Below are 24,277 nucleotides of genomic sequence, written 5' to 3'. Positions count from 1 at the left end.
TTGTGGGAAAACCAAAATGTGGATGCGTATCCCGGAAAATGAAATCCGGCAATAAACATGTAAGACGCACCTTTAGGGAGAACAGAATGGCCAACGGGGCACGAGGAAGCGCCGGTTCCTGATACCGGCTCGACATCCAACATACCAGGGACTTTGAGCGGGCGGGGGTGAAGCCGCAGCCGCATCGGTTCCTTGTACCAGCGGCACGAAATCCTGACCGATGGTCACGCTTTCGTGCCCCTCAATCGCCGGCGCCAGCATCCGCTGGCTTGGCTACGCCGCTACCAAGCGGCGCGGCGGCGGTCGCCGCCGTATCAAGGGTCATAAATTATGACCCTTGATATTACATCCAGAACAAAGCCGGCGCGACCGATCAAGGTTTGCGTCAAGGCTGAATGCGTGCCTGGAAAAGGCAGCGCCACAGGGAGAGAGACATGTCCAAGAAAAATTTCTTGCAGCGCAGTCTGCTGGCTGGTGTTGCCGGCAGCGTGGTACTGGCCGGAACAGCCGTCGCACAGGAGGCGGCCATGCTGGATGAGATCGTTGTCACGGCGACTAAACGTCAGGAACGTATGCAGGACGTCCCGCAATCGATCAATGTGGTTGGCGGCGAACAACTCCAGGAACTGAGCATCCTGACCTTCCAGGATATCAAGCAACTGACGCCTGGCCTCAATCTCAGCCGTAACAGTGGGGACGAGCAATCCGTTTCCCTGCGCGGCGTCAAGATGCCCAATGGCAACAGTTCCAACGCGACCAACACGGTCGATGTCTATTTCAATGAGGTTCCGCAATCGGTTTTCTCCTCCTTCAGTTCCCTTTACGATGTGGGACAGATTGAGGTGCTGCGCGGCCCGCAGGGCACGCTGCGGGGGCGGACGTCGCCATCGGGCTCCGTGCTGGTCACCACGCGCCGTCCTGGCTTCGATGTCTGGGAAGGCGACCTTCAGGCAACCGTGGGCACGGGGGGCGTCGCCAATATCCAGGGCGGTGTGGGCGGTCCCGTGTCGGAGACTTTCGCGCTGCGGGTAGCCGGCGTTTACGATGAGAATGATGGCAACCGCGTGAAAAACATCACCCTGGATGAGGGGTCGCATCAGGAAACCAAAAGCGCCCGCCTGACGGCAGAATGGCGGCCCGTGGAGGAGCTGGAACTTTCCTTGATCCATCAGCGGCTGGAGAGCAACCAACGCTTCTACCGCTCCGCCGAAGGGACAGGTGCCTTCAGCCTGAATGGCGGCCAGACCTACCGCCTGAAGGATCGGGTGGCCATTGACCCCAATCCTAACCGTACGCGAAATGAATTTGCCGTGACGGTGCTTAACGCGCGTTACGATCTGGGTTCACATGCCATCAGCTACATTGGCGGCTATCAGGACAGCCGTTTCGACAATGCCCTGAACATCAATCTGGGCAATGCGCCGGTCGCCATCCCCTACGCCACCGGCGGCAAGAATGACAGCGACCTGCTGACCCAGGAAGTCCGGTTTGAAAGCCTGGACAACCCCTTCTGGAACTATATGGTCGGTGCCTATTATGAGCGTTCCCAGCGGGACACGCTGACCAGTGTGAAGCCCTTCTTCACTGACGCGCCTTCCTTTGGCGACAGCACGACCCGCGGCCTGTTCACCACCCAGCGCTTCGCCCTCTCCGACGCGGACAAGCTGGAACTGGGGCTGCGCTATACGGATATCGACATCAAGGCCAGTGCCATGCAGCGTGGCTATGACGCCGTGACCGGGAATGTCAGCTATACGCACCGTTTCAGCCCAGACCTGATGGTCTATGCCAGCTATGGCACCAGTTACCGGCCCGGCGGCTATACGGACAATGTGACGGGCGCCCCGGTTCCCGCGCACTATTTCGTTTATGATGACGAGAAATCGCAATCGGCGGAACTGGGGCTGAAAAGCAACTGGCTGGACGGGCGCCTGGAACTGAATGCCAATGTCTTCCACCAGAAGTTTGATGGTTATATCGGCCAGTTCTTCCTGGCTGCCTGTACGGGCGCCCCCAACGCCAATGGCCTTGCCTATGCCACCAACGAGGGGACATTGGGGGGTGCTGCCTGTACAATCCAGTCGTCTGCCTTCAACGGCGATGCGCTCAGCACGGGTGCCGAACTGGAAGCGCGCGCGCTGATCACCGATGGCTGGTCGGTCAACCTGACCCTGGCCTATGCCGACGCCCGTTATGACAAGGCGACCCTCCCTTGTAACGATTATAATGGCGATGGCACACCGGACGCAGAGGGTGTGCCACGCGTCCAGCAGGGACGGTATGTAAGCCAATGCGTGAGCAACAGCTCCTTAGGCCAGTTGCCGAAATTCTCCGCCACACTGGGCAGTAATTATGAGTTCCCGCTGGGCAGCTATACAGGCTTCGCCCGTGGCCTCGTCAGCTACCAAAGCAAAGCCTACTTCCCCCAGACGGCCTGGACGCAGCGGACCCAGACATTGGCGGATCTGTATCTTGGCTTCCGTGCCCCCTCTGAGAGCTGGGAACTGACCGCCTATGCCAAGAACCTGTTCGATAACGAGCAGCAGGATACAGAAGGCGGGCAGGCGTTCAGCGTGGGTCGGGACACGGGCTTCCATGTCGGCAGTGTCCTGAAGGGGCGGGAGCTTGGTTTGACCCTTCGTTACCGCTTCGGCAGCTGAACCGGGGGTGATCATGCTGATTACCTTGCCGCCGGACATTGCCAATTCCCTCTCCCCCGCCGCTGCCGGCTGCTGACCGGTTTCATTTCCATCCCCGCGATCCGGAGTTGCCGCTGATGCCGTTGATCAATCGTCGCCTGTTCCTGGGCACATCCGCCGCCGGCCTGACCGCAGGCACCCTATCAGGCTGCGGTTACAGCCGCGGCGACGGTCGCCATGGCGGGCTCTCCGTCGTCGGCCTGCGGGCGGCGCAATTATCCAATCCTTTGGGCTTGGCGGAGCTGACGCCCGCCTTGTCCTGGCAGATATCGGGCAGCCGGCGGAATATCCGCCAGGTGGCGTATCGTATCCGCGTCGCCTCCACAGAGGCGGGGTTGCGGGCCGGACAGGCTGATTGTTGGGACAGCGGCCGTGTCCCGTCTGATCGATCGACGGGCATCCCCTACGGCGGGACCCGCTTGTCCTCACGCCAGCGTGTCTGGTGGACGGTGACGATCTGGGATGACCAGGGCAATGAGGCAACGGCCAGCGAGGCGGCCTGGTGGGAGATGGGGCTGCTGGCGCCTGCCGACTGGCGGGCGGACTGGCTGGCCGTGGAAACGGCGGTGGATCGGGCGGACCGGGAGGCGGGTATGCCCACCTTTGTGGCACCGGTTCCGGCAGAGGGGAAACAGCGTTATTTCCGTCTTGCCTTCGAGGCGGCGGCCGATGGCGATATGGTGCTGACATTGTTCAGCTCTGGCTTTCTGCATGATGTGACGCTGGATGGCAGGCCGATCACTCTCTCCGATCATCCCTATCTGTCGTTCGGTGGCCCGCCTGCGGAACGCTTCATTCTGCCCATTACCAAAGGGCGGCATGTGCTGGCGGCAGGTGTGACGCCGCCACGCAGTTTCATCCCCGCCACGGAGGTTTCCGTGGCGGCCCAACTCCGGCTGCCGCAACCGGGCGGTGGCGTGAAGCGCATCGTTGAGGGGTGGCAGACCAGCCTGGCGGAGACGCCGGGCTGGCGTATGCCCGGGGCGACGCTCAAGGGATGGGAGGCCCCGGCGTTGCAGAAGCCGCAGCCCCATGCCCCCTGGCCGGCCAGTGCGGCCCATGCCCTGCGACACAGCTTTGACCTGACGGCAGCACCCAGGCGCGCCCGCCTTTATATCGCGGCTCTGGGCGCGCATGATATGCGGCTGAATGGAAGGCCGGTCAGCGATGAAAGGCTGCAATCGGAAAGCACCGATTTCCGCAAGACCATCCTCTACCGCACCTATGATGTGACCGGCCTGTTGCGCGCCGGCCCGAACGTGCTTGCCGGGCTGGTCGGTGACGGCTGGTATGCCAGCTATATGGCGCCAGTGGGGCGGTACCCGTTTGGCCCGGCACCCCGCCGCCTGCTGGCACAGTTGGAGATCGAGGAACCAGACGGCGCCATTCGGGTTGTCACCACGGGCCCAGGCTGGCGGATGACACCGTCCCCCATTGTGCGGTCCGAGCTTTATAATGGCGAGACTTATGACGCACGGCTGGAACAGCCGGGCTGGGACGCGCCCGGCTATGATGACGCAAGCTGGACGCCATGCTGGCTGGCTGAAAAGCCATTGGGGCAACTGGTGTCGCAGGTAAGCCCCCCCATCCGGGTCACCCGCACGCTGAAGCCGAAAAGCATCGCTACCCCCCGGCCGGGCTGCGCCGTGGTGGATTTTGGTCAGAACTTTGCCGGCCTAGCCAAGCTGTTTGTCAAAGGCCCCCGCGGGGCGACGGTGACCATGCGCTTCGCCGAAATATTGAATAGCGACGGCATGGTGGACCAAAGCAATCTTCGCGCCGCACGGGCGACGGATACCTATATCCTGCGGGGTGACCCGGCAGGGGAAACCTATCTGCCTTTCTTCACCTTTCATGGTTTCCGATATCTGGAGATTACCGGGCTGCCCGGTCCTGAATGGTCGGTGGAGGGCCATGTCATCGGCACCGACCTGCCGGAAACCGGGATGTTGCGCATCGACAGCCCGACGGTGCAGCAATTATGGCTGAACACGCTGTGGAGCCAGCGATCCAATTTCCTGGCCATTCCCACCGATTGTCCCCAGCGTGATGAACGGTTGGGCTGGACGGGCGATGCCCAGGTCTTCTGGGATGCGGCGGCCTTCAACATGGATGTTGGGGCCTTTACCCGGCGCTGGCTGCGCGATCTGCGGGATGCACAGACCTTCAAGGGCGCCTATCCCATCTTCGCCCCCACCGTGGACTCCCCGCCCGGCGCCTCGCCGGGCTGGTCGGATGCCGGCATCATGTTGCCTTGGATTTGCTGGCGCCGATATGGCGATACCGCTCTGGTGGTGGAGCATTGGGACAGCATGGTCCGGCAGATCGACGGTATTCTGGCCGACAACCCTGATCTGATCTGGCGCGTCGTGATGGGGGCTAATTTCGGGGATTGGCTGGCGCTGGACGCAAAAAACCCGATGGATGAGACGACGCCAAAGGCTCTTGTGGCGACGGCGATGCTGAAACGTTCGCTCGACCAGATTGCCGATCTGGGGGAAGCGATTGGCAAGAATGAGGAAGCCGCTCGCTTCCGCCGCCTTTCCACCGATGTTGCTGCGGCATTCCGGCGGGAATTCGTGGCGGCGGACGGGACGGTCGGCAATGGCAGCCATACATCCTACATTCTGGCCATTCGCCTGGGATTGCTGACCGATCTGCAAAAGGCAGTGGCGGGCCGGTTGCTGGCTGCCGATATCCGGCGGCGCGGGACCTTGCTGTCCACGGGTTTTCTGGGCACTCCCCTCAGTCTGGATGCATTGGCGGATGTCGGGGAGGGGGCCCTGGTCTATGATCTTCTGCTTCGGACGGATTTCCCGTCCTGGGGCTATATGGTGGCGCGCGGCGCGACCACAATCTGGGAGCGCTGGAACGGCGACACGGGCGACGTCGCCATGAACAGTTTCAACCACTATGCCTTGGGGGCTGTGGTGGGGTTCCTTTATCGTCGTATTGCCGGGATCGAAGAGATGGAGCCGGGGTTCGCACGGTTCCGCATCGCGCCGCTGTTCGATCCCCGCGTCCCGTCCGCCTCGGTCGACTATGACAGCATACGCGGGCGGATCAGCGTACAATGGCGTTTTGACCCGCGCGGTGCCCTGACGCTGGAAGCAAGCGTGCCAGCCAATACGGAGGCGGAAATCATTCTACCGGTTCCTGATGGCAAGCGGTTGGTGGCCACAGAGGGGGCGCGTCTGCTGTCGGGTACCAAGGGTGTCGCCCGACACATCGTTGGCGGCGGCACCTGGACCTTCACGGTGAGATGATTTCGTTTTTTGGGAGCAAAAGATGGCTGGTCCCTATCGTGCCGCCATCCGCTGATGCGCGGATGGCGGTGTTGGGTGCGGAGAAGGTCACACTGACGCAGCCCCTGAAACTACACCACCTGAACTGATACCAAAGGGCATGGGGCATGAAGGGCGCAGCGCGGACATTGCGGGTAAAATCTATTGCATGTCACTGCGGCGAAGATGTCGTCGCAGGCTGTCTCCCGACGGTTTCAGCTTACTAGCCCAGGCGGAGTGCCCGTCATTCGTCCGACGATGCATGTCATCTTTTACCTTGTCGGCTGACAACAGGCCCGGTTCCTTCAGGCTGGGGGATCTTTCCATCAAGCGGTAAAGACTTGTGCGGGAAACATTCAGAAGCATTGCAGCCGCCTTGATGTTCCATTCCGTGGCTGTCAGCGCCCCCACCATTTCGGCATCGTCTACGGTTGCCGGATCCCGGTGGCGCCGCGCTGTTGGGGACGGTGCCACCGCGACAGGCTCTTGCGACATTTCATTGACGGCACGCGCCGCAACAGGTTTCAGGGTCACGGGCATCCCCATCCGCATCTGCCGTGCCGCACCGGCCAGTTCACGGATATTGCCTGGCCATGGATGCAGCAACAAGGGCAGCACCTCTCCGGCCGGGACAGTGGCTGGGTCACGGCTCCCAAGGTTGGTCTCCGGACGGGTCAGGAAGTGCCGCAGCAGCAGGCCGATATCGACACGACGATCGCGCAAGGGCGGAAGATGCACCACCACACCTTGCAGCCGGTGCCGCAGTGGCTGGTTGAAATCACCCGCCTCCAGAGATCTGTCCGTTGCCGAAATGATGCGGACGTCGGCAACCTGCGCCTTGGTGTCCCCCAGGCGGCGATATTCGCCATTTTCCAGCGCGCGCAGCAGCATCGGCTGCACCTCTTTCGGAGCGTCGCCGATCTCGTCCATAAACAAGGTGCCGCCATGGGCCTGTGCGAACAGCCCGATCCGCGCCACCGTGGCACCGGTATAGGCACCGGCTGTTGCCCCGAACAGCTCTGCATGGGCCAGGGATGGGGATAACGCCGCCATATTGACCGTATGTAACTTCTGCGCAGATCGGGTGCTGAGGGCGTGAATCGCGGATGCGACCAGTTCCTTCCCCGTGCCGGTGGCACCGGTCAATAGCATGGGCAGATGGGTGGGCGCCCCCTGCCGTACCGTGGCCCATGCCCGTTGCAGTCCCTTGCTGATGCCGATCAGCCCATGCCGGGCTGCATCGGTTTGCAGCGGCAAAACGGTCTCGAAGATGGACAAGATGATCCGGTCGGAGAGGCAAATGATGATGTCCTCTCCCAATTCATCAAGGCTGACGGTCGTCGCACGCTCAATCAGCCGGCCATTGACCGATACAGCCATCGGGCTGTCCGGCCGTGTGACTTCCACGGTCCGGGCGGCAACCCGCCTGATCGTCAGCGGTTGCCGCGATACATGCCGATCCGCCAGCGGGGTTTGTGCCTGATTGTTCCCGGTTCGAAATGAAGGTTCATGGCGACTGATGCGATAAACCTCGCCCTTGCCCGCGGTCAGCGGCGCAAGCATCCCTATCCGATCAGGTTCTGGATGCCAGACGATGGCCACACACATGACAGATGCATCACGCCAACCGGGATGCGTGCTTGTCTTGGACATCGGCATTTCGGTCGCATCGTTTGGGAATGTATCTGACATTGTATCCCCATCGGTTCTTCAGGGCCGGTGCGACTTTGCATTCTAACGTATATGGTTGAAAATAAAATATAATTTTCTTCATAAAATCATATATGGGGTGAAGAGAGGATGGCTTGCTTGCCGCATTGCCGAGAATGTCTCTTTATGTGGTAACAGATATATAGACAAAGTTATATAACTTTATTAGTCTGGATCAAAGGTTCCAATTGGAAATCTAAAGTCCTGGGTTCGCCCTTGGCGACGCGGCCCTAGGTGAAAATCCTTTTGCTTGAGATACCTATGCTCGCACAGACGATAGGCAAGTACCGGATTGAGCGCACCATCGGTTCCGGCACCTACGGCACCGTGCTGGAGGCGTGGGACCGTGTGCTGAACCGGACGGTTGCCTTGAAGCTTTTGCGTGCAAGCGATGCGGCCGTGGCCGATATGAACACCCACCTGCAGGAAGCGCGGGCGCTGGCACGGCTCAGCCATCCCAATATCGTGACCATTTTTGATCTCGGCCAGGATGGCGAACACACATTCCTGGTGATGGAGCATATTGACGGGGAAGCCTTGGCCAGCAGGCTGCGTGATGGGCGGCTGCCATTGCCGACGGCGCTGGCAATGGCGCGACAATTGGCGGATGCGCTGGCGGCGGCACATCGGGCCGGGGTGATCCATGCCGATATCAAACCCGGGAACATCATCCTGGATCGACAGTTCCGGCCGTTGCTGGTTGATTTCGGTCTGGCGCGCTTGTCCCTGCTGGCCGATACCCAGGGTACGCTGGGCACTGGTGCCGACCCGGGCGACAGTGTCGGCAGGGGTACGACCAGCTATATGGCTCCTGAACTGTTCATGGGGGCCCAGCCTGACATCCGTTCCGACATTTTTGCTTTCGGTGCCGTGCTGTTCGAGATGTTGAGCGGCCAGCGCGCCTTTGCGGCCAGCAATGCCGCCGCTGTGATGCAGCGTATTCTCAATGGGCGGCCGGACCCGCTGCAGACCCTGTGTCCGGATTTGCCCTCAGCGCTCTGCGATCTGGTTGCCCGCATGATGGAGCCGGACCCTGCCAGGCGGATTTCCTCCATGGGGGATGTGCGCGCCAGGCTTGATGCCCTGCTGGGCAAGGAGGCCGTCATTGTGTCCCCGCCCTGGTGGCAACGGGTTGGCCACCTGCGTTTTACCGGGGCGTGGCGGTGGCGCCGGTCCGCGGCGGCGGCGGGGGCAGGGGGAGTGCTGTTGCTGGCCTTATGGCTGGCTGCTGATAAGGACCTGCTGCCGGAAATGCCGCCCCGCAGCATCCAGTCCATGGTTACCCAGGCGATGGGGCATCTTTATCGCTTCGAGGATCGGGGGGCCATCGATGCGGCCGTCAGCAACTTTCAAATGGTGCTGGCCCGGGACCCACAAAATGCAGCCGCCACGGCCGGATTAAGCTTGGCCCTTTTCCGCCGTTATACGGCGCAGCAGCCTGACCCTGCCGTCCTGAAGCAGGCGGATGCAGCGGCACGGCTGGCCCTTTCTCTGGACAGCCAGCTGGCCTTGGCCCATATCGCCGTCGCCTGGGCTGAAAGTTACGCCCACAACGCTGCCGCCGCCTATCGGCATTTCGAGATAGCCCAGTCCCTTGACAAGGGGAACCTGTTGGGGCTGGAAGGTCTGGCGCGGCTCTACCGGACCGACGGGCGGCTGGATGATGCCATTGCAACCAGCCTCCGGGGCATCGAGATAGACCCCAATTACCGCCTCTTCCATGACGAGATTGGTCGGATTTACTTCGACCGTGCCGACTATGCCAAGGCGGAGGCAGAGTTCCGGCGCAGTATTGCCGTGGCCCCCGATAGCGCTATCGGCTACGCCAATCTCAGCGCCGCCCAGCACATGCAGGGCCGGACAAGTGATGCTATTGGCACGATCCAACAGGGCCTGCGCGTTCGCCCTGATGCCATGCTCTACAACAACCTGGGTAGCTACCTCTATTTCCTGGGCCAATACCCCCAGGCTGCTGAAGCGTTTGAAAGCCTTCTCCGGCTTGAAGGTAATGGCCAGCGATATTTGGTGTGGGGCAATCTGGGCGATGCCTACCGCTGGACCGCCGGCAAGGAGGAGGAGGCGCGCAATGCCTACCGTCTGGCTCTACGCTATCTGGAACCAAAGCTGAAGGCCCGCCCAAAGGACCCCATCTACAACATTAAGGCAGCCCTCTATTACGCGAAATTGGGGGAGCAGAAGCCGGCCCTTGCAGCCCTGGAAACGGCCCTGGCTGCCCCGACGGCGGCAATCCTGTTCGATGCAGCGGTGACAAACGAAATCCTGGGGCAGCGTGAGGCTGCCCTGACCCTGCTTGCCCAGGCACGGAAGGCCGGATACGCGCAGGATGAAATCAACAGTGAACCAGAACTGGCAAAGTTACGCCTGGACCGGAAATATCAACAATCCCTGATACAAGGATAGAATCATGTCAGAAACGGAACAAATCAAGGAATATGTGCTCCATCTTGAATTTGATTTGCAACAAAAAAGTACATGTTTGCGCTATGATATTACAATTTATGATCCTGCTTGCCATGATATTTCCCATTGTAGGGAATCCGTACTTCAGAAAACTGGCAAATTCGCGGGAACATATCACTTAGAAAAAAATTCAAAAATGCATGTCAACATTCAGGCGACATATTCATGGGAGTTTATACGAAATAATTTTGAAGAAAACCAAGGCATCGTTATTAATCCTGGGTTTACAGTAACAGATCTTGTTTTTGTTTCCGTGCCGGCGGGAAATATAAGGCAGAGCGCGTTATCGCTTTTTAAAGTGGAAAGTGCTGGAATTATTACAAACGACTGGCAGCCTATGGATGAGCCGAATGTAAAAATTATGCCATCTAAAGAAAATCAAGAAAAAGATAATGCGGTCGCAACAATTTCTATGTATCCGAAAGTATTTGATGTTGTAGATGGTGACGCGGTTTGGCAATTGTCGGGATATTTGTCTGTTCAGCAAAAAAATCTTGAAACTCAAGAGCTATTTACGCGCGTTTACATTTTTGATCCAACAGTTGTTGTTGGTACTGGCGGTGATGATTGGTGAGATTCATCTTATCGCTCATGCACATCATTTGGCGCAGTCGGTGTTTTTCGGTCTGTGACGATCCCGTCGCTGGCCTTCCAAGGTGAGGGCAAAATGCCCATACTTCGGAAGGCCGCACGGTCCCGTGATTAAAGCGGATCGCCCCGATCTCAATGGAGAAAGCGCTCCGACTGGCTGGGCGATGGTATCAGGCACAGGTCGCGCTTGCCGAACAGGCGGTAGCGATTGTCGGCAAGCCGATCATAGAGCCAATCCGTGAGCCTTGTCGGCAACAGCCGGAACAGCCTCAGCCATGACCAGGGCGCCCGCAACCGTCGGGCCAGATGAAAGGCCGCCATCGACCGCAAGGAAACCACGCTTTCATCAATATAGACGAAGCTGTTGGTCAGATGCGGCATACCAACAGCTTCCAGCACCGCCCTGCCCACCGGCGATTGTATGGCCACGAAAAGGATTTCGTGGTCAGCTTCCGTCGCCAGGATGAAACGGACCGATCCGTTGCACAGGTTGCACACCCCATCGAACAGGCAGGTCGGCCCGGCCAACAGCCGCGGCAGAATGGCGGGGTCGGGCATGTCATGGTTTGTATCGCTCATCGCAACCCCATCCGGTCCATCTTCTTCAACAGACCCACGCGCGACAGGCCCAGAAGCCGGGCCGCATGGGTATGGTTATGCCCGACCTCTTCCAGTGCCTGGGTGATCAGCCGGTGTTCCAGCGCCGCCACCTGCTGATCCAGTGTAAGGCGGTTGGAGGTGGCGGCAGCGGTCGGCATTCGGGCTTCCTCCCCAGCGGCAAAAGCCAGATCAGCCGCATCAAGCAAGCGCTCCTCGGCCTCTCCCGGCCCCGCCAGGGCAACGGCGCATTCCACCAGGGCCCGCAATTCACGCACATTGCCCCGCCAGTCGCGGGCCCCCAGCCAGTCGAGCGCGTCGGGGGTGAAGCGTGCGCCCCCGCCCGACACGCGGCGCAGGAACAGGGTGGCCAGCACGGGCACATCCTCCGGCCGTTCCGACAGAGACGGGGTGCGCAGCACCATGCCCTTCAGCCGATAATAGAGATCTTCACGGAAAGTGCCCTCGCTCACCATCGCTTCCAGATCACGATGGGTGGCGGCAACGATGCGGACATCGGCCTGGCGCGGCTCCCGTCCACCGACCGGCTGATAGGTGCCTTCCTGTAAAAAGCGCAGCAGCTTCACCTGCATAGGCGGTGGCATCTCCCCCACCTCATCCAGGAACAGCGTGCCGCGATGGGCGGTTTCCACCAGACCCGGCCGGTCGGCATGGGCACCGGTGAAACTGCCCTTCAGGTGACCGAACAGCTCACTTTCCAGCAATTCGGCGGGAATGGCGCCGCAATGGACGGTGACGAAGGGCTGATCGCGCCGGGGGCCGCCATCATGCAGGGCGCGGGCCACCAGCTCCTTGCCGGTCCCGCTGGGGCCCAGCACCAGAACGGAAAGCTGCGTCGGCGCAATGCGGCGCACCAGATCACGCAGGCGGGCCAGGGCGGGGCTGGTCCCGACAATCCCCAGATCGTCGGCCGCCCCGGCCATTTCACGCAGGCGTCGCAGTTCGGCAACCAGCCGCCCACGCTCCAACCCCCGGTCGACCACAACGCGCAGCAGGTCGGGGTCCAGCGGCTTGCCCAGGAAATCCCAGGCGCCGCGCTCCACCGCCTTCAGCGCCAGTGCATGGTCGGCATGGCCGGTGATCACCACCACGGGGGCCGGCGCGAAACCGGATATCAGCTCCAGTCCCGCCACGGGGTCATGGTGCGGCGGCATCGACAGGTCCAGCAGGACCAGATCGGCCGGCTGCCGACGGAAGGCAGTTTGCGCCGCCGCCCCGTCGCCCGCCACCTCCACCGCATGGCCGGCAGCGCGCAGCCAGGCGGCGCCCAGGCGCTGGAATGCCGGCTCGTCATCAACCAGCAGGATGCGCGACGGGTTCATATCCGGTTCTCCCTGTCATCAGGAAAGGTCAGGGTCAGGCAGGTGGACCAGCCCGACCGGTCGCCCAGCGCCACCGTTCCGCCATGGGCCTCCATGATGCGGGCGACGATGGCCAGGCCCAGGCCCGTGCCGCCGGGCCGGCGCGATACGAAGGGCTGGAACAGCCGGTCACGGATGTCGGCGGGAACGCCCGGGCCGTCATCGCACACATGGATGCGCACGGCACTCCCCACCCGCTCCGCTATCACAGCCAGACGCTGACCATGGGCGGCGGCGTTTTCCAGCAGGTTGACCAGCATCTGGCGCAGCCGGCGCGGGTCAGCCTGAACGGACAATGCCGGGTCGATGCTGGTTTCCACCCGCAGCCCCGGCAGCCCCGACAAGGCCAGCGCCACGGCATCCGCCACCGACAGGGTGCGGCGATCCAGCCGGGCGGTCCCGGCATAATCCATGACGTCGCGCACCAGCATTTCCATGCGGCCCACCTGTTCGGCGATGTCGGCCCGTATCTCCGGCGGGGCGCCGGTGGCGGCCATGGTGATGATGTTCAGCGGATTGCGCAAATCGTGTGCCACCGTGGCGGCCAATTGACCAAGCTCGACCAATCGCGCTTCCCGTTGGCGTTCCCGCTCCGCCCTGGCCAGCGCTTCCGCCCGGTCCAGCCGTCCCGCCGCCTCCGCCAGGCAGCCGGCGAACAGGCCGGCCGCGTGGCGGGGGCCGGGCGGTGCATCCTGCCAGCCGACCAGATCGCAACGCCAGCCCCGCACATCCCGCGACAGGATAAGGGCGGGAACCGGCCCCTCTGCTTCCTTCAGGCGCACAGCGACCGGCAGCCCCAGACGCCCACCGATCCGCGCCGAGGCCCGATCCAGCAGCGCCGGCCAGTCGGCGGGCGCTGCCAAATCCTCCCGCCACCGTTCCAGGTCAACCCCCGAAACCTCTCCGCCGGGAAAGACCAGACGATCGGCGATGAAACGCAAAGGCCGCCAGATGGCGAGCGTGATGAAGCTCATTGCCATCATCAGCAGCCAGGTCTCCACACCGGCAAACGGCGTGTCTGCCGCCAGCGGAAGCGCCATTACCAGCGTGGCAGCCGCCGCCATCAACCCCATCAGCAGCAGCCAGACCAGCATCCGGCGCGCCCACAGGTTCACATCCATCAGCTGATAGCGCAGAATGCCATAGACCAGCGCCACCGAATAAAGCGGCAGGCCGAGCACGGGCCAGGGATAGGCATCGATGCCCAGGGGCGGGAAGGCGAAACCGATCAGGCTGATCAGCCCGATCAGGCTGGAACAGCAGATGGCTGCCGCCTGCCGCCGCCGCAGGCCCGTCAGGTCCAGCCAGCCCTTGAACAGCCGCAGATGCCCGGCCACCGACAATAACCCGCAGATGCCGATCACCCCCCAGCCGGCGGTGCTGGGGATGAAGACACCGCGAAAATCGCGCCATGCCACCACCTGACCCGGATCGGCGAGCAGGCCCAGAACCGTCGCCGCCGCCGCCAGCCCATAGGCGGCGCGCACCAGCGGCCCCGTGGCCCCGCAGCGCACGAAGGCCAGCACCAGATGCACAAACACCGCGGACGGCAGCGGCGCCAGCGCCAACAGCAGACCGACCACCCCATCGCTGACCGGCCCGAACAGGGGCGGCAAGGCCTGCCCGCCGCTCCAGGCCGCCACACCAACCAGGAACAGGGCAAGCAGACGCGCCCCCGGCACCGGGGCTGCCTTCAGCAGCAACAGCAAAGCCAGCCCGATACCGGCCAGCGCCGACAGCAGCAGGGCACCGACATAGAACAGGGTGGGGAGCATGGTTTCTGTAAACATCATTGACAGCATCCTACCAGGAACTGTTCACACCGTTAACAGTGCCACCAGCGCGACCGGGGCTGAAAGCGCCAGAATCCGGCATTCACACCGCCGATACAGCACATGGCATGCCAATCGCAAAGAAGCGCCGGGGCGCCCCTTTCGGGGGTGCCGATACGGACGGAACGGAGATTTGCCATGGGCTCGCTTTCCCTGACCCTGATGGGCTGGTTCATCACGCTGACCCTGTCCTCGATTGCCGCAGCGGCCTTGTGGCGACCGCTGCTGGTGCTGCTGAGTGATCTCTGCGGCACTGAACAACGGTCGCGCTTCTGGACCATCTGGTCGGTGACAATGGTGATTCTGGTGCCGCTGCTGGCAGTCTCGGCCGTCGATCTTACCGGCGATGCGGTGCGTGTCCTGCGCCATGTGGTCTTCTATGCCCTGGGCGGCATCATGTTGGCACTGCTGGGAATGGGCTATGCCATCTGGACGCGCACGCCGCGCGGCAACGACCTGCCGCTGCGGCGGGAGGTGGTGTGATGCGCATTCTGATCATTGGGGCCGGCGGCTTTGTCGGCCGGCATCTGCTGGCCCGGCTGATGGAGGGGGAGGATATGGTCATCGTCGCCGGCCGCAATCCCGCCCGGCTGCAACGCCTTTTTCCTGAAACAGCCACGATGTCATGCGACCTGGCCCGCGACAAGGCGGCCGATTGGCAGGCCCGGTTAAACGGCATCGACGCCGTGATCAATCTGGCGGGCGTTATCCGCGATGGGGCCGGCAGCTTTGCTGCCGTGCATGACCAGGGCGCCAAAGCCCTGTTCGATGCCTGTCTGGCCGCCGGTGTCCGTCATGTCATCCAGCTTTCAGCCCTGGGGGCCGACGAAACCGGGATCAGCCGCTATCACCGCAGCAAACAGGCGGCCGATGATCATCTGGCCAGCCTGGATCCCACCGGTCAGCGCATGAATTGGGCCATCCTGCGCCCGTCACTGATCATCGGGCGCGGCGGGGCCAGCACGGAGATGTTCGCCGCCCTTGCGGCTGCTCCACTGCCCCTGCGGTTAGGGCCCGGTACCTGGAAGCTGCAACCGATCCATGTCGATGATGTCATCGACGTCATCATCCACCTGTTGCACCGCGTGGAGCCCTTTGCCCGCCGGCTGGACCTTGCCGGGCCGGTGGTGATGACGACGGACGGGGTTACCCTGGCCCTGCGCAGCTGGCTGGACCTTCGCCCGGCCCCCTTTCTGCCGCTGCCCCACGCCTTGCTGATGCTGGGTGCGGCGCTGGGCGACCGTTTCGGGTTGGGGCCGGCATCGCGGGACAGTCTGATCATGCTGAAGGCCGGCAATGTCGGCGATGACAGGCCGATGCGTGATTTGCTGGGCCGCCCGGCACGCGCCTTGCCGGCGGCGCTGGGCCAGCATCCGGCAATGATTGCGGACCGCTGGCGGGCACGGCTGCTGCCGCTGGCCCTGCCGCTGCGCCTGTTGCTGGCGGCACTTTGGATTTGGACGGGCATCGTCTCGCTGGGGCTCTACCCGGTATCTGACAGCGAGGCGCTGCTGGCCCCGCTGGGGTTGACGGGCCTGTCGGCCGGCGTGGCTCTCTATACGGGCGCCTTGCTGGACCTGACGCTGGGGCTGGCACTGCTCTGCCGCTGGTGGCCCGTGGCGGTGGGGGCCGCCCAGCTGGTGCTGATGGTCGGCTATACCGTCCTGATCAGCCTTTACCTGCCCGACTTGTGGTTACACCCGTTCGGGGCGGTCACAAAAAATCTGGTCGTCGCCGGCGCCACGCTGGTCATGATGGCGATGGAGGCGGACAATGGATGACTATGTCTTGTTGAAATATGTCCATATCCTTAGTTCCACCTTATTGTTCGGCACCGGCCTGGGCACCGCTTTCCATGGCTGGATGGCCAACCGATCCGGCAACCTGTCAGCCGCTGCCGTCGTGAACCGCAATGTCGTCTGGGCCGACTGGCTGTTCACCACACCGGCCGTCATCGTGCAGCCGATAACGGGCGTCTGGCTGGCTCTTCTCGCAGGATACAGGATGGATAGCGGTTGGCTGCTGATGGCCATCCTGCTCTATCTGCTGGTGGGGGGCTGCTGGCTGCCTGTGGTCTGGCTGCAAATCCGGATGCGGCACATGGCGGAGGCGGCGCTGGCCGCTGGCACCGGCCTGCCGCCGCTCTATCACCGCTATGCCGCCCTTTGGTTTGCCCTGGGATGGCCCGCCTTTATCGGCGTGCTCGCCATCTTCTATCTGATGGTCGCCAAGCCGGAGTTCTGAGCCATGACCACACAACATATGCCCGTCTTCCGCCGCCTGCTGGGCCCCGCGATGGACCGGCTGCCCGACGCGGTGCGCCATGTTCATGATGGGGAAGGCCGCCTGGAACTGTCAGGCCTGGCCCAGGTCGATGTGATGCCGGGCCTGCTGCCCCGGTTGATCTGCGCCCTGATGGGGTTGCCCAAGGCGGGGCGCAACGTACCGGTTACGGTGATTTTCGATCGCACACCCACCGCCGAACATTGGCACCGCCGTTTCGGCAAGCGCCATTATGCCAGCCGTCTGACAGCAGGCACGGGGGCTGACACCGGTCTGTTGATCGAACAGATGGGCATGATCACCAATATCTTCCGGATCGAGGCCACTGCCGATGCCCTGTACCTGACGGTGGTGGGCTGTTGTTTCCTGGGCATGTCGATGCCCGCCTGGCTGGCGCCGCGCTGTCGGGTGGCTGAAGGGCAGAAGGATGGGGACTTCACCTTCGATATACCCATCGATCTCCCGTGGCTTGGGCGCCTGATCCATTATCGTGGGCGGCTTGGGAGAGCACAAGACCAGCAAGACAAGCCCCGTATTGACGGAGCGCCTTGATGCAAATGTCCCTGCACTTTATTAAGCCGGCCACTCGTGCCGCTGATGTAATACCAATCTCCCTTGATCGTGACCGATCCAGGGAGATTTTTTGTTCCCTCAGTCGCCGGGCGGGCGCATCCGCGCCCTTGGCTCACGCCGCTACCAAGCGGCGGGCCGGCGGTCGCCGGCCTCCAAGCCGCCTAAAGGTCAACCTTTAGGCGGCTTGGTATAACAACGCCACCCCGCCGGTACAATCACGCCCCTGGATGCATGATCCGGGCGAGCGCGCCATCGATCTCGCTGACCAGCCGCGTGCGGGTGCGTTCACGCAGGGTGATGGCTTTATCGTCCTTCACCAGCACAAGGTGGGGAATGCCTTGAACCCCAAATTTGTCGGCCAGTTGCGGGCATTCATCCGCATTGACCTTCACCACTTTGATTTCGCCATCATAAACCGCCGCCAGGGCTTCGATGGTGGGAAGCAGGGCCATGCATGGCCCACACCATGGCGCCCAGAAATCGATCAGAACGGGCTGCTCGCTCTGCGCAATCTCCACCGTGTAGGTATTATCCGATACTGAAATGACTTCTGCGCTCATGGTGATTATTCCTTCATTTTTTTTAAAGAGAATGGCCGTGATCCAACCGATGTTCTGTGCGGTGGCCGGCTTGCATACTGGCGTCCCTTGGGCGCTGGGGGGCGGGTTACGCCTGTTGGATGAGGCCGAGGAGGGTGTCCGTCAGGCCAAGGACAACCCGTTCTTTCGCAGGGCGGGCGGCCTCTCTCACCGCCATCATCCGTTCCATTGTACTGGTGATGTGTTCCATGGACATCACGCGCTGCGCTTCGGGCAGACGCTCCAGCGGGTCACCGTCGATATTCCCCGCCTCATCACGGGGCGCGATGGCCAGGGCGCGCCAGCCGATGAGCATATGCTCACGGTCACGGCACTCCTGCTCGGTCATGTGTGCCGTTTCAAGGAACATCAGCCAGTTGAACAGAAAAGCGGCGAAGACGGCGACAAACTCACCGGCAATGGACCGCAGGGGCCAGGCCACGACTTCCAATAAGGTTGCCACACGATAGCCCCAAACGGGGGCCTCGTTGGCGTTGGCGGCCAAGGCCGCCTTGCGGACACGGCGCCACTCGGCCGGTGCTATCGTTTCACCGGCCAGTTCACGATCCCACAATGCCGCGATCTGACATCCCACCGCGCGGAATTCCGCGCTGATATAGGGTGCCAAAGCAAAATCGGGCTGCAGTAACATTTCCAGGCAGTGGAGGGCAAATCGGGGCACCACCATGCCCAGGTCTGCACCGGGCTGGATGGCCTCCAGCCATTCGATCCCGAAGGACAGCACCGGCGCTGTCCCGCCGACAGAATCCTCTGGGGCCACTGTCTTGAAAACAGGGGCCAGGAGCGTCTCGCATAGCAGGGCCAGATCGACGGGAATGCCGGTTCGCTCCGTGAACACCGCGCGATCCTGGGTCTCCCCCAGCGTGCCGCTCAACGAATCCGGGGTTCCATCGCGCCGCCAGTTCAGGCTGGCATCCGGCACCAGGGTGCGCGCGGCCCAGGGGGCACGCACGCGTTCCAGCAGTCGGGCCTTCACCGCCGGATCGCCGCCAAAGGCTTGCATTCTGTCAGCACCGCTCATGGAAGAAGCTCCTCAAGTTCGGCTGCCAGATGCGTGCGGGTACGCCCGGCGAGGCGGGCGAGCGGATTGCCGGCATTTGTCAGGTAAAGCTGCGGGATCGACTGGATATCGTACCGGGCCTTCAGGGCCGGGTTCTCATCGATATCGATCTTCACCACCTTCAAACTATCCGCATAGAGCGGTGCCAAGGCCTCAAGCGCCGGCAGAAGCGCCCGGCAGGGACCGCACCAGGGGGCCCAGAAATCGATGAGCACGGGCAGCGTGCTCTCGACGACCTCTGCCTGGAAATTGGCCTCGTCCACAGCCTTGATGATCTCGCTCATATGCTTCCCATCCCGAAAGAGGCGATGTTGAACAATGCTGATACGGACGCCCGGTCGCTGGTAACCGGGCGCCATCTGCGGTTTAAAAATGCTTGCGCAGGGTTAGCGTGAAGCGCTGCATACGCGGATCGCCGAAGCTGGAATATCCGGTCTGGTCCACGCCGGAGGCCACCGTCGGCGGCCGCTGATTGAAGATATTCTGGATGCCCAGCTTGATTTCGGAATCCGCCAGCAAGCCTTCCTCGAACCCGTAGTTCACATAGATATCGCTGTAATTCTGGCTGCGCACCTTGGCGGCACCCTGCCAGGCTTCCGACTGCGCACAGGTGAAGGCGGTCTGGACCGACATGCAGACGCGATAGCTGCCATAGATCTGCGTGTTCCAGCCGGCACCCCAGGGGCCGTTCTGCCAATCGACACCAAGGTTGGCGCGCCATTTCAGCGGCCCTTCAAAGAAGCCGGCCCGGTCGACGGAAGCCTGCCCCGGCGCCGCCCTGGAGCTGAGTTCGAACGTGTGGGTGGCGGCGGCATAAACGCGGAAGGAACCCAGGTCGGAATCCTTGAAATTGTAATCGGCCTTGATATCGATGGCCTTCATGCGGGAGCTGGCGAGGTTGATCGCCGATGTATCCACCGCGGTGATCGGGCCGGGCGTGCCTGGGGCATCACCCGGCAGATTGGCACCGCGAATGATCCGCCCCGGCACCACCGCCTCATTGGCCAGGAAGAAGGAGATCGGAAGGTTCTGCACCTCGTTGGTTTTGCGGATGGAGGTCAGGTCAACCGAGGCCCGGAAGCCGGATAGAAAACGCGGCGTCAGCACGACGCCTGCCGAGAAGCTTTCAGACTCTTCCGGTTGAAGGTTCGGGTTTCCACCACCCAGCACCGTCAACGGTCCCGGAAGAAGCGCATTGCCACGGGCCGGGTCGCGCAGGTTGAGGAAAGAAATCAACGGGCCGCTCAACACCGACGGCGCCTCTGCACGGATATTGCCCAGCTTTGGCGCCAGGAAACCGTTACCCCAGCTGGCGCGCACCGCAATATCGGCGATCGGCGCATATTTGGCGCCTACCGTATAGTTGGTGGAGGACAGATCGGTCTTGACCCCCGGCTGGTCCGGGAACGGTCCTGTCGGGCTGGCGATGGGGATGGAATAGCCGGCATAGCGCGTCTGATAATTATCGTGACGCACCGAGCCCATCAGCTGGAGGTCGCGCACGAACGGCACCTCGCTGGAGGGGCTGACGATCGGCGCATTCAGTTCCAGATAGCCCGATTTGACATTCTGCCGCGCTTCGGGCGACCAATTATAGCGGGGCGCCCCACCGACGGATGAAGAATTGATCTTGTCGTCGGTGGACTCCCAGCGTTGTTCCAGCAAGGTGGTCGCCGTCAGATCGCCACCCGGCAGCCGGATGATGGGGCCGCCCAGACGCAGCGAAGCGGTGTGCAGCGTTGCTGCGTCACGCCCGGAGGAGCTGAAAATATTGAAGAGTGAAGCCGGATCCGCAATCGGATTGGCCCGAAGATCACTGAACACCGCCGCCTGCAGCCGCTCTTCCGCGGCATCCGACGCGGGCCCCAGCACCACATTGCTCAGGCTGCGACCCGTGTTCCGCAGCCAGCCATATTCGACCGCCGCACTCCAGCGATAGGGCAGGCGGATGATCCCGCCAACATTGACGCGTGTGTTCTCTGTCTTCTGGCTCTGCGTCAGGGCATTGGGGAAATTCAGTGAGGCCAGCACATCCTGCTGGAAGGGATTGACCGCCGCACTTTCAGGGATATACAGCGAATATTGGATCGGCGTGATGTTCTTGCTGCTGGATTCATCACGGGAGAAATCGGTAAAAATCTCCACGCTGTCGCTGAATTCGCGCCGGACATTGAGATTGTAGGTGGTGATATCGGGCCCGGTCCAGATCGGCAAATCCGCGCGATTATAGATCAGCTTGCCTGCCTGCGCCGCCAGGGCGGCCGGGTTGCCGGCATAGCCATCGGGAATGCTGGTCACGGCGGAATTGAGCGTGGCACCGCTTTTCAGCGCCAGTGCGTCTGTCGCGCAGTCAAAGCCGTCAAGCGTGGCGCAGATATTCGGCCCGCCGACCAGGGCGGTGGAATTCACAGGATCATTGCGAAACTGCAATTCGGCACCGCGACGGAAGAAGCTCCGGTCGCTGGCTGTCAAAGTCCTGGATTGAGAGTGGGAAACCGCGCCCATGATCCGGGTGCGGCCATCTTCCAGCGTCGTGCCGCCATTGACGGCGAAATAGCTCTGGCCGGCGGCAAAATCCAGCGCGTTATTATAACGGGCTTCGATGTCCAGCCCGGAATAATTGCGCTTCAGGATGACATTGATCACGCCGCCCGTGGCACCGCCGCCATAAATTCCGCTTGCCGTGGTGGGCAGCACCTCGATCCGCTCAATCTGGGAAATCGGGATACCATTGATGTTCGGCTGGCCGAAGCTGTCCCCGGTCGGGATGCTGGGAAGCCTGCGGCCATCCACCAGCACCAGCGTTTCATCCGCCCCCAAACCGCGCAAATCCAGGCGACCAGCGGCAGAGGTAGGCGGACCCGCCTGCGACTGGGTGGATTGCGCGGTATTCATCGGCAGCCGCGATTGCAGAAAATCCTCGACATTCTGCGCGCCACTCTGGGCCAACTCTTCCGAGCCGAAAACGACATAGGGCTGAATGTCGTCTTCACTGCGGCGGATATCCGTGTTCAAGGTCCGGCGCGCGGTCACCAGAATTTCGGCCAGCCCTTCGAACTGTTCCTCCGACGCTTTGCCGGCTTTGGCGTCAGCGTGCGCTGTTTGTGCCGCAAAGGCCATTCCCAGTGCGAAAGCGCTCACGCCAAACCAAGGTTTCATACGCCAGTACCCATTCTTGATACCCATAGAGCTCCCCGTTTTCTGCAAGACAATGCGCTCCCTGATGGAAGGTAGACGCATGATCGCTGCCATTCCCTCATCGGAAATGTCACAAAACTTCATCCGGGGTGCTGATTGCGGTTTGTTTCATGTTTTCCGCCAGGATGCGGGGGCCGCCACCAGGGGCGGCCCCCGCATCCTGTTCAGGCCGTACCGTGGTGGAGCGGCTTCACCATCGCCACGCCATTTTCAATGATCAGGCTGCGGTCATGATAAACGGCCACACTTTGCCGGTGAGCGACGGAGATGATCGCCGCCCCCGGCAGCCGTTCGACCAGCACCTTGTAAAGCTTCTCCTCCAACTGGGCGTCGAGCGCGCTGGTCGCTTCGTCGACAAAAAGAAAATCTGGCCGGGCCAGGATGGCCCGCGCTGCCGCCACGCGCTGCTGCTCACCCGGCGAGAGGATACGGCTCCACGGCTGATAAGAGTGCAGCTGTGGCGCCAGCCGTCCCAACCCGAATTCCCCAAGCAAAGCGACATAATCGTCATCGCCATGCGCCTCCGGTGCGTCAGGATAGGACATCAGGCTGGCCAGCGTGCCATCGGGCATGTAGTTGCGCTGCGGCAGGAAGGCGATCTTCGCCTTGGTCGGCACCTGCACATCGCCGGCACCATACGGCCAAAGGCCGGCAATACTGCGCAGCAAGGTGCTCTTCCCCGCCCCGGATTTGCCCTGAACCAGCAAGCGCTGCCCCGGCGCAATCTCCAGCCTGTCCAGGGAAACCATCGGTTCGCCATTGGGATAGGCAACCTTCAGCCCCTGAACGCCAACCCGTTCATCGGCGATCTCCTCAACATGGATGCCGCTATCCAGCGGCATTGTCAGCAATTGATCGAACAGATGCAGACGGGCGACTGCAGACCGCAGAATGGCCAGTTCGCTATACTGCGTCACGATGGCGCTGATGCCCATATAGACGGCAGTGAACGACGCCATCACGATCTGAATATCGCCGATCTGCATCTTATCTTCGAGCACGAAGGGAATGCAGATCAGATAGGGAAACAGGAACATGAAGGTCTCGGGCAACCCGGTTACCAGCGTGATCCGCATATTGGCGAGCGTGTAGGAACGCCAATTGAGGATGATGAGCTGGAACGTGTTGGCCAGACGCTTGCGTTCAATTCCGCCGGCGCGCGCGAAGGCAATGGATTCCCCATTGCCCCGGATCGACTGCATTTCCAGGCGGAACTGGGCTTCAAGCCGCTGGCGGACGACTTCCGCCCGCGTCAGCAAGCGCCCCACCCAGTGGACAAGAAACGTCATCCCGATGGCCAGGGCAAAGGCCACGTAAACAAGCAGACCGGGAATGGGCTCGGTCAAACCCACCTGGTCGAAAACCAGGGGCGGGGACAGTCGCCAAAGCTCCGACGTATAGAGAAAGACGCCGAAGATGGAGGCAACGACCGACACGCCGATGATCGTCACCTTCTCGACAAAGGTGTAGACATCTTCCTGGATACGCTGTTCCGGGTAATCGATTTCGGTGCGGCGCTCCAGATGGAAAAAGCGATTGCCCGCCATCCAGCCATCCAGCAGGCGGGTCGTCAGCACCTTGCGCATCCGCATCCGCAGCGCCAGACGCGTCCAGGCGCCGATGACGTTGAGCAGCGCCAGCCCGAAGCCATAGAGAAGAATTTCCAGGACAATCCCGGAAATGACAGCCCCGTTCTTGGCAGCCAGCGCATTGACGATGGCCGAAAATCCCAGCTGCATTTTCAACAGCACTGTCACCGTGGCGGTGCTTTGAAAGAACTGATAGGCAATCAACGGGATGCCCAGCAGCGGGTCCGCCTTGATGTACCGCCAGATCATGGCGGCGCCGTATTTTACATGCAGCCAGACCGTACCGGGGGGCACCTCGGGCGGCTTTTCCGTTATCACGGCATCTTGCGCGGATGGATCGGTCACATAGCTATCGGTCATCTGGCGTACCGTCTCAGCGTGAGTTTGAATGCTTTATGG

At 61.9% G+C, this 24,277-nt stretch carries 17 protein-coding genes; 8 read left to right on the top strand and 9 right to left on the bottom strand.

The window, feature by feature from the left end:
• Positions 1 to 434 precede the first annotated feature (434 nt).
• On the top strand, positions 435 to 2,660 hold the full coding sequence (locus tag CHB97_RS15800; protein ID WP_160105908.1) for a TonB-dependent receptor: 2,226 nt from the start codon (positions 435 to 437) through the stop codon (positions 2,658 to 2,660).
• Positions 2,661 to 2,776: 116 nt separating this feature from the next.
• Positions 2,777 to 5,965: an alpha-L-rhamnosidase gene (locus tag CHB97_RS15795; RefSeq protein WP_089288946.1), complete on the top strand. Its 3,189-nt coding sequence runs from the start codon at positions 2,777 to 2,779 to the stop codon at positions 5,963 to 5,965.
• Positions 5,966 to 6,145: 180 nt separating this feature from the next.
• On the opposite strand, the gene CHB97_RS15790 is transcribed toward CHB97_RS15795, so the two are convergent.
• A complete protein-coding gene (locus CHB97_RS15790) occupies positions 6,146 to 7,675 on the bottom strand; it encodes a sigma 54-interacting transcriptional regulator (RefSeq protein WP_089288945.1) in 1,530 nt (509 codons plus the stop codon).
• Positions 7,676 to 7,954: 279 nt separating this feature from the next.
• On the opposite strand from CHB97_RS15790, the gene CHB97_RS15785 reads away from it, so the two are divergent.
• On the top strand, positions 7,955 to 10,114 hold the full coding sequence (locus CHB97_RS15785; RefSeq protein WP_089288944.1) for a serine/threonine-protein kinase: 2,160 nt from the start codon (positions 7,955 to 7,957) through the stop codon (positions 10,112 to 10,114).
• Positions 10,115 to 10,118: 4 nt separating this feature from the next.
• A complete protein-coding gene (locus tag CHB97_RS25985; protein WP_143270952.1) occupies positions 10,119 to 10,748 on the top strand; it encodes a hypothetical protein in 630 nt (209 codons plus the stop codon).
• 149 nt (positions 10,749 to 10,897) lie between these two features.
• On the opposite strand, the gene CHB97_RS15775 is transcribed toward CHB97_RS25985, so the two are convergent.
• From CHB97_RS15775 to CHB97_RS15765, 3 genes are read right to left on the bottom strand one after another with little or no spacing between them, the layout of a single operon-like run.
• The gene (locus tag CHB97_RS15775; protein ID WP_200819976.1) at positions 10,898 to 11,344 is read right to left on the bottom strand and encodes a thiol-disulfide oxidoreductase DCC family protein; all 447 of its coding nucleotides are present in this window, start codon (positions 11,342 to 11,344) and stop codon (positions 10,898 to 10,900) included.
• Positions 11,341 to 12,705 (bottom strand): sigma-54 dependent transcriptional regulator, encoded by a 1,365-nt coding sequence (locus CHB97_RS15770; protein WP_089288942.1) that lies wholly within the window; start codon positions 12,703 to 12,705, stop codon positions 11,341 to 11,343. The genes CHB97_RS15775 and CHB97_RS15770 overlap by 4 nt, the downstream gene beginning before the upstream one ends.
• Positions 12,702 to 14,537: a sensor histidine kinase gene (locus tag CHB97_RS15765; protein WP_200819975.1), complete on the bottom strand. Its 1,836-nt coding sequence runs from the start codon at positions 14,535 to 14,537 to the stop codon at positions 12,702 to 12,704. The genes CHB97_RS15770 and CHB97_RS15765 overlap by 4 nt, the downstream gene beginning before the upstream one ends.
• A 177-nt stretch (positions 14,538 to 14,714) precedes the next feature.
• Here CHB97_RS15765 and CHB97_RS15760 point away from each other — a divergent pair, with 177 nt between their 5' ends.
• From CHB97_RS15760 to CHB97_RS15745, 4 genes are read left to right on the top strand one after another with little or no spacing between them, the layout of a single operon-like run.
• On the top strand, positions 14,715 to 15,059 hold the full coding sequence (locus CHB97_RS15760; RefSeq protein ID WP_089288941.1) for a hypothetical protein: 345 nt from the start codon (positions 14,715 to 14,717) through the stop codon (positions 15,057 to 15,059).
• Entirely contained in the window at positions 15,059 to 16,357 is a 1,299-nt protein-coding gene (locus tag CHB97_RS15755; protein ID WP_089288940.1) for an SDR family oxidoreductase, read from the top strand. Before CHB97_RS15760 ends, CHB97_RS15755 begins: the two co-directional genes overlap by 1 nt.
• Entirely contained in the window at positions 16,350 to 16,820 is a 471-nt protein-coding gene (locus tag CHB97_RS15750; protein ID WP_089288939.1) for a DUF2269 domain-containing protein, read from the top strand. The genes CHB97_RS15755 and CHB97_RS15750 overlap by 8 nt, the downstream gene beginning before the upstream one ends.
• A 3-nt stretch (positions 16,821 to 16,823) precedes the next feature.
• Positions 16,824 to 17,411, top strand: coding sequence for a DUF4166 domain-containing protein (locus CHB97_RS15745; RefSeq protein ID WP_089288938.1), 588 nt, complete (start codon positions 16,824 to 16,826; stop codon positions 17,409 to 17,411).
• 236 nt (positions 17,412 to 17,647) lie between these two features.
• Here the strand turns inward: CHB97_RS15745 and CHB97_RS15740 are convergent, their stop codons facing one another.
• The 5 genes from CHB97_RS15740 to CHB97_RS15720 form a co-directional block, all read right to left on the bottom strand.
• Positions 17,648 to 17,992 carry a co-chaperone YbbN gene (locus CHB97_RS15740; RefSeq protein ID WP_089288937.1) on the bottom strand — a complete coding sequence of 115 codons (345 nt, stop codon included), beginning with the start codon at positions 17,990 to 17,992 and terminating at the stop codon, positions 17,648 to 17,650.
• A gap of 106 nt (positions 17,993 to 18,098) precedes the next feature.
• On the bottom strand, positions 18,099 to 19,052 hold the full coding sequence (locus CHB97_RS15735) for a hypothetical protein (protein ID WP_143270950.1): 954 nt from the start codon (positions 19,050 to 19,052) through the stop codon (positions 18,099 to 18,101).
• Positions 19,049 to 19,375 carry a co-chaperone YbbN gene (locus tag CHB97_RS15730; protein WP_089288935.1) on the bottom strand — a complete coding sequence of 109 codons (327 nt, stop codon included), beginning with the start codon at positions 19,373 to 19,375 and terminating at the stop codon, positions 19,049 to 19,051. Before CHB97_RS15730 ends, CHB97_RS15735 begins: the two co-directional genes overlap by 4 nt.
• 82 nt (positions 19,376 to 19,457) lie before the next feature.
• Positions 19,458 to 22,232 carry a TonB-dependent receptor domain-containing protein gene (locus CHB97_RS15725; RefSeq protein ID WP_160105906.1) on the bottom strand — a complete coding sequence of 925 codons (2,775 nt, stop codon included), beginning with the start codon at positions 22,230 to 22,232 and terminating at the stop codon, positions 19,458 to 19,460.
• A gap of 221 nt (positions 22,233 to 22,453) precedes the next feature.
• On the bottom strand, positions 22,454 to 24,238 hold the full coding sequence (locus tag CHB97_RS15720; RefSeq protein ID WP_089288933.1) for an ABC transporter ATP-binding protein/permease: 1,785 nt from the start codon (positions 24,236 to 24,238) through the stop codon (positions 22,454 to 22,456).
• Positions 24,239 to 24,277 lie beyond the last annotated feature (39 nt).

Origin of the sequence: Azospirillum sp. RU38E (assembly GCF_900188385.1) — a bacterium.
In the GTDB taxonomy this organism is placed as follows: Bacteria; Pseudomonadota; Alphaproteobacteria; order Azospirillales; family Azospirillaceae; genus Niveispirillum.
The sequence above is the reverse complement of the archived record's forward strand: the minus strand, read 5'-3'. Positions and strand labels throughout refer to the sequence as shown.